The organism is Ruegeria sp. YTSA168 (assembly GCF_059610045.1).
In genome coordinates this window covers 160,496-173,646 of the sequence record NZ_JBXWMW010000001.1, presented here as the reverse complement: position 1 = coordinate 173,646, position 13,151 = coordinate 160,496, and the positions used below count along the sequence as shown (strand labels likewise).

At 57.2% G+C, this 13,151-nt stretch carries 12 protein-coding genes; 6 read left to right on the top strand and 6 right to left on the bottom strand.

From position 1 onward, the window contains the following. Positions 1-61: 61 nt before the first annotated feature. The 3 genes from alaS (at position 62) to AC2FFE_RS00885 (ending at position 4,007) form a co-directional block, all read left to right on the top strand. Entirely contained in the window at positions 62-2,734 is a 2,673-nt protein-coding gene (gene alaS / locus AC2FFE_RS00895; protein WP_496818472.1) for an alanine--tRNA ligase, read from the top strand. Position 2,735: 1 nt separating this feature from the next. Next, a complete protein-coding gene (locus AC2FFE_RS00890) occupies positions 2,736-3,023 on the top strand; it encodes a DUF1330 domain-containing protein (RefSeq protein ID WP_170533034.1) in 288 nt (95 codons plus the stop codon). A gap of 360 nt (positions 3,024-3,383) precedes the next feature. Next, on the top strand, positions 3,384-4,007 hold the full coding sequence (locus AC2FFE_RS00885) for a transglutaminase-like cysteine peptidase (RefSeq protein ID WP_496818470.1): 624 nt from the start codon (positions 3,384-3,386) through the stop codon (positions 4,005-4,007). A gap of 67 nt (positions 4,008-4,074) precedes the next feature. On the opposite strand, the gene AC2FFE_RS00880 is transcribed toward AC2FFE_RS00885, so the two are convergent. From AC2FFE_RS00880 to AC2FFE_RS00855, 6 genes are all read right to left on the bottom strand, one after another. Next, the gene (locus AC2FFE_RS00880) at positions 4,075-4,914 is read right to left on the bottom strand and encodes a hypothetical protein (RefSeq protein WP_496845603.1); all 840 of its coding nucleotides are present in this window, start codon (positions 4,912-4,914) and stop codon (positions 4,075-4,077) included. A gap of 300 nt (positions 4,915-5,214) precedes the next feature. Beyond that, a complete protein-coding gene (typA, locus tag AC2FFE_RS00875; RefSeq protein WP_480549148.1) occupies positions 5,215-7,032 on the bottom strand; it encodes a translational GTPase TypA in 1,818 nt (605 codons plus the stop codon). Positions 7,033-7,108: 76 nt separating this feature from the next. Then, a complete protein-coding gene (locus tag AC2FFE_RS00870; protein WP_496818468.1) occupies positions 7,109-7,444 on the bottom strand; it encodes a DMT family transporter in 336 nt (111 codons plus the stop codon). Positions 7,445-7,819: 375 nt separating this feature from the next. Further along, the gene (locus AC2FFE_RS00865; RefSeq protein WP_496845602.1) at positions 7,820-8,983 is read right to left on the bottom strand and encodes an HD domain-containing protein; all 1,164 of its coding nucleotides are present in this window, start codon (positions 8,981-8,983) and stop codon (positions 7,820-7,822) included. Then, a complete protein-coding gene (locus tag AC2FFE_RS00860; RefSeq protein WP_353007675.1) occupies positions 8,980-9,225 on the bottom strand; it encodes a hypothetical protein in 246 nt (81 codons plus the stop codon). The genes AC2FFE_RS00865 and AC2FFE_RS00860 overlap by 4 nt, the downstream gene beginning before the upstream one ends. Continuing rightward, positions 9,225-9,878: an alpha/beta hydrolase gene (locus AC2FFE_RS00855; RefSeq protein ID WP_480827471.1), complete on the bottom strand. Its 654-nt coding sequence runs from the start codon at positions 9,876-9,878 to the stop codon at positions 9,225-9,227. The genes AC2FFE_RS00860 and AC2FFE_RS00855 overlap by 1 nt, the downstream gene beginning before the upstream one ends. Before the next feature lie 177 nt (positions 9,879-10,055). On the opposite strand from AC2FFE_RS00855, the gene iscR reads away from it, so the two are divergent. The 3 genes from iscR to sufB are packed head-to-tail and all read left to right on the top strand — an operon-like array spanning position 10,056 to position 13,146. After that, on the top strand, positions 10,056-10,514 hold the full coding sequence (iscR, locus tag AC2FFE_RS00850; protein WP_496818466.1) for a Fe-S cluster assembly transcriptional regulator IscR: 459 nt from the start codon (positions 10,056-10,058) through the stop codon (positions 10,512-10,514). A gap of 49 nt (positions 10,515-10,563) precedes the next feature. Then, positions 10,564-11,607, top strand: a complete 1,044-nt coding sequence (locus AC2FFE_RS00845; RefSeq protein WP_496818465.1) for a cysteine desulfurase family protein — start codon at positions 10,564-10,566, stop codon at positions 11,605-11,607. Positions 11,608-11,625: 18 nt separating this feature from the next. Next, a complete protein-coding gene (sufB, locus tag AC2FFE_RS00840; RefSeq protein WP_496818464.1) occupies positions 11,626-13,146 on the top strand; it encodes a Fe-S cluster assembly protein SufB in 1,521 nt (506 codons plus the stop codon). Positions 13,147-13,151: the final 5 nt, after the last annotated feature.

The following is a 13,151-nucleotide window of genomic DNA, read 5'->3' as shown; positions in this document are numbered from 1 at the left end:
CTCCTTAGGTGCGGCGGTAAACCTGCGCAGACCCTTCTGATTGCGCGCCGAGAGAGCCCAAATGCCCACGCTGAACGATATCCGATCGACCTTTCTGAACTATTTCGCCAAGCAAGGGCACGAAGTGGTGGCATCCAGCCCTCTGGTGCCGCGTAACGACCCGACGCTGATGTTCGTGAATTCGGGCATGGTGCAGTTCAAGAACCTGTTCACCGGCGTTGAAACCCGTGACTACCAGCGCGCCACCACGGCACAGAAATGCGTTCGCGCCGGGGGCAAGCATAACGATCTGGACAACGTGGGTTACACAGCACGCCACCATACGTTTTTCGAGATGCTGGGGAACTTCTCGTTTGGAGACTACTTCAAACCTGAGGCTATCCCCTTTGCATGGGAACTGATCACCAAGGAATTCGGCATTGACAAGAACCGTTTGCTGACAACGGTTTATCACACGGATGATGAGGCGTTTGAGATCTGGAAAAAGGTCGGTGTGCCCGAAGACCGGATCATCCGCATCGCTACCAGTGATAATTTCTGGCAAATGGGCCCAACCGGCCCCTGTGGTCCGTGCACCGAGATTTTCTATGATCACGGCGATCACATCTGGGGCGGCCCTCCGGGATCGCCAGAGGAAGACGGTGATCGTTTTATTGAAATCTGGAACATCGTTTTCATGCAGAACGAACAGTTCGAGGATGGCTCGATGGTCGAGCTCGACATGCAGTCGATCGATACGGGCATGGGTTTGGAACGGATCGGCGCGTTGCTGCAAGGCAGCCACGACAACTACGACACTGACCTGTTCAAAACCCTGATCGAAGCCTCGGCAGATGCAACGGGTGTTGATCCGTATGGCGATCAGAACGTGCATCATCGGGTGATCGCGGATCACCTGCGCTCGACCTCATTCCTGATCGCGGATGGGGTCATGCCCTCCAATGACGGTCGTGGTTATGTGCTGCGCCGCATCATGCGCCGGGCCATGCGGCACGCGCATCTGCTGGGTGCGAAAGATCCGGTTATGCACCGTCTGGTGCCATCATTGGTGCAGTTGATGGGCGCGCAATACTCCGAGTTGGGACAGGCGCAGCCGCTGATCGAAGAAACCCTGTTACTGGAAGAAACCCGTTTCAAGCAAACACTGGACCGTGGTCTGAAACTGCTGGATGACGAAGTGGCGGGCCTGCCCGAAGGCGCGGCCTTGCCGGGCGATGCCGCTTTCAAGCTGTATGACACTTACGGTTTCCCACTGGACCTGACGCAGGACGCGCTGCGCGAGAAGGGCAGGACCGTGGATACTGGTGGCTTCGATGCAGCCATGGCCGAACAAAAGGCTAAGGCCCGTGCAGCCTGGGCCGGCTCGGGTGAGGCGGCGGATCAGGCGGTGTGGTTCGATGTGCTCGATACCGCTGGCGCAACCGATTTCTTGGGCTATGACACCGAAAAGGCTGAAGGGCAGATCGCGGCGTTGATCGTTGATGGTGCTTTGGTCGACAAAATCGACCAGGGTGGTACCGGCTGGGTCGTAGTGAACCAGACTCCGTTCTACGGTGAGGCCGGCGGTCAGGTTGGAGATATGGGTGAGATTAGACGTTTGGAAGAACGCGAAGATGTCTCGCGCGTGGAAGACACTAAGAAGTTCGCGGATGGTAAAGTCTATGCGCACAAGGTGACCGTAGAGCGCGGCGTGCTGTCCAAGGGCGATGCGGTCGAGCTTGAGGTGGATCACGCGCGCCGGTCCTCGATCAGGGCCAACCACTCGGCGACACACCTGCTGCATGAAGCCTTACGCGAAACGCTGGGTGATCATGTGGCGCAGCGTGGGTCCTTGAATGCCGCGGATCGCTTGCGGTTCGATTTCAGCCACTCAAAGGCGTTGACGTCTGAGGAAATTCAAAAGGTTGAGCGCGAGGTGAACGACTTCATCCGCCAGAACTCAACCGTTGAGACCCGGATCATGACGCCGGATGACGCGCGTGGATTGGGTGCTCAGGCCCTGTTTGGCGAGAAATACGGCGACGAAGTGCGCGTTGTGTCGATGGGCAAAGCGCCAACTGGCAAGGGCCAGGATGGTGAGACGTGGTCGATTGAACTTTGCGGTGGCACCCATGTGCGCCAAACCGGCGATATCGGAACCTTTGTGGTGCTGGGCGACAGCGCCAGCAGTGCCGGTGTCCGCCGCATCGAGGCGCTGACCGGGGATGAGGCGTTCCGCTATCTGTCCGGGCAGGATCAGCGGCTTTCACAAGTTGCGCTGGAGTTAAAGGCGCAGTCGGATGATGTCGTCGCGCGCGTGAAATCCTTGCTGGATGAGCGGAAAGCCTTGCAAAACGAAGTTGCGCAGTTGCGCCGCGATCTGGCGATGGCTGGTGGCGCGGGTCAGGGAAGTGGGGCCGAGGCCCGTGATGTGAACGGGGTCAGCTTTCTGGCGCAGGTTCTCCGCGGAGTGTCGGGCAAGGACTTGCCAACTTTGATTGACGAGCACAAAGCGCGTCTTGGCTCGGGTGCGGTTCTGCTGATTGCGGATACCGGCGGTAAGGCGGCGGTGGCTGCCGGTATTACCGCTGATCTGACCGGCAAAGTCTCCGCGGTAGACCTGGTCAAAGCGGCCGTTGTCGAATTGGGAGGTAAGGGCGGTGGCGGGCGCCCGGACATGGCGCAGGGCGGTGGTAAGGACACCACGAACTCTGACGCCGCAATCAAGGCCGCCGAGCAGGTATTGGGAGGATAAGATGGCTGCACTTTGGATTGCACATGTGACTGTGACCGACGCGGACGCCTATGGGAAATATGCCGAATTGGCAGGGCCCGCGATTGCAAAACATGGCGGTGAGTTCATCGCACGTGCGGCGCGCTATGTTCAGCTGGAAGGAAAAGAACGCCCCCGCAATGTCGTTGCGCGCTTTCCATCGGTCGAAGCGGCGGTTGAGTGTTATAACTCAGACGACTATCAGGCGGCTTTGAATCACGCGCGTGGAGCAAGTGAGCGTGAACTGGTTGTTGTCGAGATCACCGAGTGAGAATCACTTGCTGTGATCAGCGTCGCGCAAGCCCATAGCTATAAGCGAAAAACAGCCAAGGCGCGAAGGATGAGATTGAGACCTTCCGCGCCGCGCATCATATTCTAAGTAAATGTGTTTAATTACAGAGCCTTAACCTGATCACCTAAGGTTGAGGTTCAATATTCCCGTTATAATTGTGGCAATCTGACCCCAATTCTTGCCCAACTTTGTCATAGTAAGTGACGAAATTCCGCCCTTTTTCGCCGCCACATTCATCCATGATTGCATCACGGGCCATGTTTACGGATATTTTCTGAAAACAGGGCAGAGTCCGGTTTGACGGCAATCGCATGGTTGAACACGGATTGGGGATCAGGAATGAAATCGATCGGCACGAAACTCATGCCTGTCTTGGGGCGCGCCACTTCGGCCTCGGGGCATTTTCTTTGTGCTGCTGCGATTCTGCTTGGCTCTCTCGGGGCGACGCCTGCGGCAAATGCCTCTGAGGGTGCGTTTATCACAATCGTTTCAGCCTCTCCTCCGCCATCCGGTGCGCGGCAATTGTGCCGTCAGTATGATTGGGCATGTGCCACCAAGCGGTCCGGCACGTTGACCAGCCAGCAGGAAATGCAGATCGTCCAGCGTGTGAACCGCCATGTCAACGCGACGATTCGCGAGGTAACCGATCAATCACAATATAAGACCCGTGAACGTTGGGCGCTTCCTACGTCGCGGGGTGGTGATTGCGAAGATTTCGCCCTTCTGAAAAAACGCGATCTGATCGCCGCGGGGATTGACCCCAGAAAGCTTCTGATCGCAACGGTGTTGGATACACGCCGTAACTCTCATGCGGTGTTGGTATATCGTTCTGACAGCGGTGATCTGGTTTTGGATAACCTGACAAACCGCATTAAGCCTTGGGCGTCGACACGATATCTCTTCCTTCGCATGCAGGACCCCAAACAACCGCGTCGTTGGGTTGGTGTCTACGGAAGCAGCTAAACGCGTTCAGATGTTGGTAGTAACGAACACCAGCAGCCGCTAACGCTGCTGGTTTTTTGTATCTGCCTTAGACGTTGGCGTTTGGGGAAGGGTCGTTGGTTGTGCCGGTCGCACCGACATCGCCATTGCCGCCACCCGAGCCGCCACCGTCGCCCGAGCCGCCACCGTCGCCTGAGCCGCCACCGTCGCCTGAGCCGCCACCGTCGCCTGAGCCGCCACCGTCGCCTGAGCCGCCACCGTCGCCCGAGCCGCCACCATCGCCCGAGCCACCACCGGTGCCACCGCCATCACCCGAGCCGCCGCCCGAGCTGGAACCGCCGCCGGAGCTGGAACCGCCACCCGAACTGGAACCGCCACCCGAGCTTGAGCCGCCGCCCGAGCTGGAACCGCCACCCGAGCTTGAGCCGCCGCCCGAGCTGGAACCGCCACCCGAGCTTGAGCCGCCGCCGGAGCTGGAACCGCCACCCGAACTGGAACCGCCACCCGAACTGGAACCGCCACCCGAGCTTGAGCCGCCGCCCGAGCTGGAACCGCCACCCGAACTTGAGCCGCCGCCCGAACTGGAACCGCCACCGGAACCAGAATCACCACCGTTCTCATCAGCGGGGCCATCACCCGTGCGCTGAGGATTTGTGATCGATGCCGTCGGGAAGTCGGTCAGAACTGCTGCAAAAGCCGGGCAGGCCTGAAGAGTGCGGGACAGAATATCTTCGAAATCTGCGCGGCGCTGAATGTAGCGCAGCATCCGTGCATCGACGACGTTACAGGCGCAAAGCGTCTCGGTTGACACGGATTGTTTGGCGGTACGCACCGAGCAGGTGCCATCGGAAAAGCTAGGTCCAACTGTCAGCAAAGATGCTGTTGCGGATGCAAAAACGACGGAAAACAAACGGGGTTTAATGCGCATAGCGCTACTCCTCAAAACTCATTACCAACTGCGTCGATCTTATGCACCAATCAAAACGTGCTTTATATGAACGACGTCACACTTTGGCCGTGAATACACCTTTGTTAGGCCGAATTTACAAGAGGGACTTGTGGTGAAAGTATCAACTTGAGCATTACCTAAAGTTGATTGATGATGAAAAACAGGGGCTAAACCTGACCTTAGGTCAAATCAGCCCCAATTCACCATTTTTGCGATGGATGAAAAAATGTCACACTCGCGTCATTGTTTCTGATTTTGAAACCCTGACTTTGCCACAATTTAGGCGGATTTCGCCATTCTTTTGCGCTCGTGCGGGTCAAGATAGCGCTTGCGTAGGCGTACAACGCTTGGTGTCACCTCGACCAGTTCGTCATCATCGATATAGGCAATCGCCTCTTCCAGCGAGAACTGAACATGTGGTGTCAGGCGCACTGCATCATCCGAGCCACTGGCGCGAACATTGGTCAGCTTTTTGCCTTTCAGCGGGTTCACTTCCAGATCATTGTCACGCGAATGCTCACCGATTACCATGCCTTGGTAAACTTCGGCCTGTGGGCCCACAAACATGCGGCCACGTTCTTCGAGATTCCACAACGCATAAGCGACGGCCTGACCTTTCTCCATCGAGATCAGGACGCCGGCGCGACGGCCCGGAATCTGGCCCTTGTGCGGGGCCCAGTCATGGAACACGCGGTTCAGAACGCCTGTGCCGCGCGTGTCGGTCAGGAACTCACCGTGATAACCGATCAATCCGCGCGATGGGACATGGGCTATGATACGGGTCTTGCCTGCACCTGCCGGGCGCATCTCGACCAGTTCACCTTTGCGGGCGCCGGTGATCTTTTCGATGACCGAGCCCGAATATTCGTCATCCACGTCAATAGTCACTTCTTCGACCGGTTCCAGGCGCTGGCCATCTTCCTCGCGGAACAGAACCTGCGGGCGTGAGATGCTGAGTTCGAACCCTTCACGGCGCATGTTTTCGATCAAAACGCCCATCTGCAATTCGCCACGACCAGCCACTTCGAACGCCTCGCCACCCGGAGTGTCGGTGATACGGATCGCAACGTTCGACTCCGCTTCTTTCATCAGACGGTCGCGGATCACGCGAGACTGGACCTTTTTGCCGTCACGACCGGCCAGGGGCGAGTCGTTGATGCCGAAGGTCACCGTGATGGTCGGCGGGTCGATGGGTTGAGCGGGCAGGGCTTCTTCAACCTGTGGCGCGACCAGCGAGTCGGCAACGGTGGCTTTGCTCATCCCGGCGATGGTGACGATGTCACCGGCCTCGGCCACGTCTATAGGCTGTTGCGCAAGACCGCGGAACGCCAGGATTTTCGATGCGCGGAAGTTCTCGATCAGCGTTCCGTCGCGGCTGAGCGCCTTGAGGCTGTCGCCTGCTTTCAGAGTGCCGCTTTCCACACGGCCCGTCAGGATGCGGCCAATAAAGGGGTCGCTGCCCAACGTGGTGGCCAGCATGCGGAAAGGTTCGTCTTTCTTTTCGGCTTGCTTTGGGGCCGGGACGTGATCGACGATCAGGTCGAACAGTGCGGTCAGGTCTTTGCGCGGCCCGTCGAGTTCCATGTCGGCCCAGCCGGAGCGGCCCGAGGCATACATGGATGGGAAATCCAGCTGATCATCATCAGCGCCCAGGTTCGCGAACAGATCGAAACACTCATCCAGCGCGCGATCCGGTTCGGCATCCGGTTTATCGACCTTGTTCAGCACCACAATCGGGCGCAAGCCCAAAGCCAGCGCCTTGGAGGTCACGAATTTGGTCTGCGGCATCGGGCCTTCAGCCGCGTCAACCAGCAGGACGACACCGTCCACCATGCTGAGGATGCGCTCGACTTCTCCACCGAAATCGGCGTGGCCGGGGGTGTCGACGATGTTGATACGCGTGCCTTTCCATTCGACGCTGGTCGCCTTGGCCAGAATGGTGATGCCACGCTCGCGTTCCAGATCATTGCTGTCCATGGCGCGTTCCGCCACGGCCTGATTTTCCCGGAACGCGCCGGATTGTTTGAGCAGCTCATCCACCAGCGTTGTCTTGCCGTGGTCCACGTGAGCGATGATTGCGATATTGCGCAGGTCCATGAGAGGTCAGCCTTTGAACGGGAAGTTGCCGCGCGCATAACGCGGCGCGGCAAAATATACCAGCCCTAACCGGCCTTCAGTGGCCCGCGGTCTTCGAAAACAGGTGAATGATCAAGATTCCGGCCAGAATCAGCGACAGACCAAAGATCGCCCAGATGTCCAATTTCTGCCCAAAGACCACAAAGCCGATAATGGCGATGAAGAAGATACCCAGGCCGGACCAGATGGCATAGACGATGCCCACTGGCATGTACTTCAGTGTCAGCCCCAACAAATAAAATGCAAACCCGTAGCCGATCACAACCAGAACCGATGGCCAAAACCGCGTGAATTGCTGGCTGGCCTGCAATGCCGTTGTCCCAACCGTTTCTGCAAAAACCGCAATCAACAGGATCAGGTAGGCTTTGGGCATGGTCATAACCTTAATCTTGTATGGGCCGGGCAAGCTTGAGCACGGAATCAGCAAGGCAGGCAAGCGGATTCAGACATGCTGGTGATGGCGCTGGCTATGAGGTCGGGTATACCTGACTTTAGGTAAGTGCGAGATCATGTACCATACGCGCTGTAGTTGGTGTTTTGTTGCCGAGTGTATTTTATGACTTTATTTGCAAAAACTGTGATTCTTGCCGCGTTTCTTATTGTGGCGCTTGGGTGGCTTGCTGGCGGGGGGTCCGTCGATACTGATGCAGCCAGTATGGTTCAAAAGTTGGATGGTAGCGTGATTTAGGCGCCGATCTGATCCGGTAGGGGGAAAAGGGGCCTTTGGGCTCCTTTTTTCCGTTACGTGTCAGGCGTCCACTGGGACGTGGGTTTGGAAATACGCGGCTAACTGAGGCTGCAGCCAGCGCCATAGAGCAGGCGCGCCAGTCTCAATTGCAGGCCGAACCCGCGTTTCGATTTGCGCGTAGGTGACGTTATAATCGATCCATGACCCACCACCTGTTTCCAGATTGGCAATGGGCGTTTGGAAGCGGTCCACCGCTTTGGCAAATACTGCATCCGCAGTTTCTGCCGCTTCGAATTCATGCCACAGATCCGAAAACTCGGCGTTCTGGGGGGCAGGCAGCAGGCCAAACAGACGCTGCGCTGCAGCCTCTTCCTCGGCGGCCTGTGCCGTGTGATCCACGTGACCGTGAATGGGGTGATCTCCGGCGTCGATTTCTACAATGTCATGCAGCAGGAGCATACGCAGCACCCGCGCGACCGAGACTTCGGTTTCGGTATGTTCCAATAGCACCCAAGCATAGAGCATGATGTGCCAGGAATGCTCGGCCGAGTTTTCGAACCTGTCCGATGTCATCAGGCGTGAGGCGCGCAAGACGGTTTTCAGCTGATCAGCTTCGGTTAGGAACGGCAACCGGGTGGTAAAGGCATTTGTGTCGGCGGTCTCGCCTTGCAGCAGTGCCTTTGCGTGGTCGAAGGCCAAAGGAAACGCTTGTGTAAGATAGGCGACGCGCCCACCATCCATATTGTCTTGTGCTATCTCAACATGTGCTGGCTGAGGCTGATCTGCGCAGAGCACCTGAAACAGCGGCTGACAGCGATCCAGTATCTTGGCAAAACGGGCATCGGCTGTCTTATCGCGTTCAAATTCCTGCCAGAGGGCCTGGAATTCCTGGGCTTGATCGGGCGGCAATAGACCAAAGAGCTGTGACGCGGCCCGGTCTTCGGCCTCCGCCACGGCCTGCCAGTCGGTATCCAGGTGGATGGGATGGTCGCCCACAATGATCTCGACCAGATCATGCAGCAGCAGCATCCGGATGACCCGATCAATCGACACATCTGCCGCAGCCAGAGGTGCCATGACCAAAGCCCAAAGCGCCAGATGCCAGCTGTGTTCTGCCGAGTTTTCGGGGCGCGATTGATCCAGCAGAACATTGGCGCGTTCTACCGTTTTTAACCTGTCGGCCTGTTTCAGAAACGCGATTTGAGCCGACAGTCGATCCGTCATTGTTTTTCGATGGCTTTCACTTTGGAGCGGTGGGTGCTGAGGCGTTTGATGACAAAGGCGCGGGCCTTGCGTTCGGCCAAACGCACGCGAATTTCAGTCAGAAACGCCTCTTCCAGCGATTGAGAAGCCGCGCCAAGCACTTCGCCAACTTCGACAAAGAATCGATCATCGCCGGTTTCATCCATAACCTTCATCGTATCCTCGGCCAATTTGGCAGCGAGGCTTGTGATGGTGTCTGACATCAGCGCGTGGTCTCGGTCAGGCGGCGTTTCACATAGTCACTGACATCGGTGATCAGCGTGTCCATGTGGCGATCCTGGAAGAAGTGATCGGCGCCTTCAACCTCGGTATGGGTGATGGTTATGCCTTTCTGCTCGTGCAGTTTGTTGACCAGTGATGTGGTGTCTGCCGGCGGCGCAACACGGTCGGATGAGCCGTTGATGATCAGGCCAGAAGACGGGCAGGGTGCCAGGAACGAGAAATCATACATATTGGCCGGGGGCGAGACACTGATGAAGCCTGTGATCTCGGGGCGGCGCATCAGCAGCTGCATCCCGATCCATGCGCCAAACGAGAACCCTGCCACCCAGCAGTGTTTCGAGTTGTTGTTCATCGACTGCAGGTAATCCAGCGCCGATGCCGCATCGCTCAGCTCGCCCACGCCCTGGTCATATTCGCCCTGGCTGCGACCTACGCCGCGGAAGTTGAAGCGCAACACGGTAAAGCCCATGTTGTAGAACGCGTAATGCAGGTTATAGACGACCTTGTTGTTCATGGTCCCGCCGAACTGCGGGTGCGGGTGCAGCACGATGGCGATCGGAGCGTCTTTTTCCTTTTGCGGGTGGTAGCGGCCTTCCAGACGGCCTTCGGGTCCGGGAAAAATCACCTCGGGCATGTGTGCTTTGGTCCTGTCTTTTTCTTCTTCGAGCCCGGATATACTTGACGATAATCGTCGGGCACCTTAGAACGGTTCTAATTAATAGCGGCGCGTATTGCCGCTGTCCGTCGGAGATACGCACTGGCGGCGGCGGCGTCAATGATTTCGCGCGCATCTTGCCATGAGGGAATGACAATGAAGCTGTCGACGAAAGGTCGCTATGCCATGGTTGCGTTGGCCGATATCGCATTGCAGCCATCGGATAAGCTGGTCACGCTAGGCGAGATTTCCGAGCGTCAGGACATTTCGCTGCCCTATCTTGAGCAGTTGTTTGTCAAACTGCGCCGGGCCGAGCTTGTGGCGTCGGTCCGTGGCCCGGGCGGTGGATACCGCCTGGCACGTCCAGCTTCAGAGATCAGCGTTGTCGAGGTCCTGTCGGCCGTTGATGAAACTGTTGACGCCTTGTCCAAGGGGGCTGGTGCGTCGGGTGCGTCCTCTGGCAGCCGGGCGCAATCGCTGACCAACCGTCTGTGGGAGAGTCTGAGCGCGCATGTCTATGTGTTCCTGCATCAGACCCGCCTGTCGGATGTGATCAAAAACGATCTTGCCCCATGTCCTGCTGTACCAAGCCTGTTTGCGATTGTTGATGAATAAGCCTGCGGTTCTTCGCATGCGCGCCTAGTGTCTGAAAAAAGATGTATCCATGACTCGCGTCTATCTTGATCATAACGCCACTACCCCTTTGCGGCCCGAGGCACGGGACGCAATGGTTGCGGCGATGGAGGTTTGCGGGAACCCGTCTTCAGTGCATGCAGAAGGCCGGGCAGCTAAGGCGCTGATTGAACGCGCAAGGGCGCAGATCGCCACCGCGTTTGGCGCTGATGGAGCGGATATCGTGTTTACCTCTGGCTCTACCGAAGGGGCCGCGCTGGCGCTTGCCGGTCGGGATTTGCACGGGGCAGCAATTGAGCATGACGCCGTAAGATCATGGATCAATGAAGATATCCCGGTTTCCTCATCGGGTTTGGTTGAGTTGGCGGAGCCCTCCACGGCAACGCTCCAACTTGCGAATTCCGAAACAGGCATCGTACAAACCCTGCCATCTGGTCTTGCCGTGACAGATGCCACGCAGGCCTTTGGAAAACTGCCTGTCGCGTTCAATTGGATGGACGTCCAAATGGCGCTTATCTCGGCCCATAAGCTGGGTGGGCCCAAGGGTGTCGGTGCTGTCGTCATGAAACGCGGCACCGATCTTTCGGCTCAGATCAAGGGCGGCGGGCAGGAAATGGGGCGGCGTTCGGGCACGGAAAATGTCATTGGAATCGCGGGGTTCGGGGCCGCAGCTGAAGCTGCTGCACGTGATCTGGCCAATGGTGTTTGGGAGCAGGTTGAAGAATTTAGAAATATTCTAGAAAATGCTCTTGAGGCTAATATAAAATCACCTATTTTTGTCGGGAAAGGCCAGAAGCGTCTTCCGAACACCCTGTGTTTTGTCTCCCCCGGTTGGAAAGGCGAAACCCAGGTGATGCAGATGGATTTGTCGGGTTTTGCGGTGAGCGCGGGTTCTGCCTGCTCCAGCGGTAAGGTTCGCGCCAGCGCGGTATTGACTGCGATGGGATTTGATGAGGTCACGGCAGCCAGCGCCATCCGGGTGTCGCTGGGACCTCTGACAACAAAAGAGAACGTGCTGCGTTTCGCTGAAACGTGGCTGGATAAAGAGAAAAAGCATCGCGCGCGTGCCGCGTGATCTGACGGAGTAAAGGACATGGCCGCTTTGGACCAGACCCAGGTAAAAGAAGGTGTCGATCAGGAAACCGTGGATGCGGTGCGCGAGGTCAGCACCTATAAATACGGCTGGGACACCGATATCGAGATGGAATATGCGCCCAAGGGCGTGAACCCCGATATCGTGCGGCTGATCTCTGAGAAAAACGAAGAACCCGAATGGATGACCGAATGGCGTCTGGCCGCGTTCGAGCGTTGGACAAAAATGGATGAGCCGAAATGGGCGATGGTCAACTACCCCGAGATCGATTTTCAGGACCAGTATTATTATGCCCGTCCAAAATCGATGGAGGAAAAACCCAAGTCTTTGGATGAGGTCGATCCCAAGCTGTTGGCCACATACGAAAAGCTGGGTATCCCGCTGAAAGAACAGATGATTCTGGCCGGTGTAGAAGGTGCAGAGGATGCACCTGCCGAAGGCCGCAAAGTTGCTGTCGACGCGGTGTTTGACTCCGTCTCGGTTGGGACAACTTTTCAGAAAGAGCTGAAGGCCGCGGGCGTCATCTTCTGTTCGATCTCTGAGGCGATCAGAGAGCATCCTGAGCTGGTCAAGAAATACCTTGGCACCGTTGTTCCGGTCTCGGATAACTTTTATGCCACGTTGAACTCAGCCGTGTTCTCGGATGGCTCGTTCGTCTACATCCCACCGGGTGTGCGCTGCCCAATGGAGCTGAGCACCTATTTTCGCATCAATGCTGAAAACACCGGTCAGTTCGAACGCACCCTGATCATTGCCGATAAAGGCAGCTATGTCAGCTACTTGGAGGGCTGCACTGCACCTCAGCGTGACACCGCACAGCTGCACGCCGCCGTGGTTGAGATCATCGTCGAAGAAGACGCCGAGGTGAAGTACTCGACCGTTCAGAACTGGTTCCCCGGCGATGAGAACGGCAAGGGCGGTATCTACAATTTCGTAACCAAGCGCGCCGATTGCCGTGGCGACCGATCCAAGGTGATGTGGACGCAGGTAGAAACCGGCTCAGCCGTGACTTGGAAATACCCGTCCTGCATCCTGCGCGGTGAAGAAAGCCAGGGTGAATTCTACTCGATCGCGATCGCCAACAACTATCAGCAGGCCGATACCGGCACCAAGATGGTTCACCTGGGCAAGAACACCAAATCGCGTATCGTGTCCAAGGGCATCAGCGCGGGCAAGGCGCAGAACACCTATCGTGGTCTGGTCTCGATGCACCCGAAAGCCAAAGAAAGCCGCAATTACACTCAGTGTGACAGCTTGCTCATTGGCGACAAATGCGGGGCGCATACGGTTCCGTATATCGAGGTCAAGAACAACTCCAGCCGCGTGGAACACGAGGCGACGACCTCGAAGGTCGACGATGATCAGCTGTTCTACTGCCGCCAGCGGGGCATGGACGAAGAAGAGGCCGTGGCCCTTGTGGTCAATGGTTTCTGCAAGGATGTCCTGCAGGCGCTGCCGATGGAGTTTGCGATGGAAGCCCAGCAATTGGTGGCCATCAGCCTTGAAGGATCAGTGGGTTAATCCCG

Bases quoted from the DNA above. Each gene is read 5' to 3' on its own strand.
- alaS (WP_496818472.1), top strand. From the start codon at position 62: ATGCCCACGCTGAACGATATCCGATCGACCTTTCTGAACTATTTCGCC.
- AC2FFE_RS00890 (WP_170533034.1), top strand. From the start codon at position 2,736: ATGGCTGCACTTTGGATTGCACATGTGACTGTGACCGACGCGGACGCC.
- AC2FFE_RS00885 (WP_496818470.1), top strand. From the start codon at position 3,384: ATGAAATCGATCGGCACGAAACTCATGCCTGTCTTGGGGCGCGCCACT.
- AC2FFE_RS00880 (WP_496845603.1), bottom strand. From the start codon at position 4,914: ATGCGCATTAAACCCCGTTTGTTTTCCGTCGTTTTTGCATCCGCAACA.
- typA (WP_480549148.1), bottom strand. From the start codon at position 7,032: ATGGACCTGCGCAATATCGCAATCATCGCTCACGTGGACCACGGCAAG.
- AC2FFE_RS00870 (WP_496818468.1), bottom strand. From the start codon at position 7,444: ATGCCCAAAGCCTACCTGATCCTGTTGATTGCGGTTTTTGCAGAAACG.
- AC2FFE_RS00865 (WP_496845602.1), bottom strand. From the start codon at position 8,983: ATGACGGATCGACTGTCGGCTCAAATCGCGTTTCTGAAACAGGCCGAC.
- AC2FFE_RS00860 (WP_353007675.1), bottom strand. From the start codon at position 9,225: ATGTCAGACACCATCACAAGCCTCGCTGCCAAATTGGCCGAGGATACG.
- AC2FFE_RS00855 (WP_480827471.1), bottom strand. From the start codon at position 9,878: ATGCCCGAGGTGATTTTTCCCGGACCCGAAGGCCGTCTGGAAGGCCGC.
- iscR (WP_496818466.1), top strand. From the start codon at position 10,056: ATGAAGCTGTCGACGAAAGGTCGCTATGCCATGGTTGCGTTGGCCGAT.
- AC2FFE_RS00845 (WP_496818465.1), top strand. From the start codon at position 10,564: ATGACTCGCGTCTATCTTGATCATAACGCCACTACCCCTTTGCGGCCC.
- sufB (WP_496818464.1), top strand. From the start codon at position 11,626: ATGGCCGCTTTGGACCAGACCCAGGTAAAAGAAGGTGTCGATCAGGAA.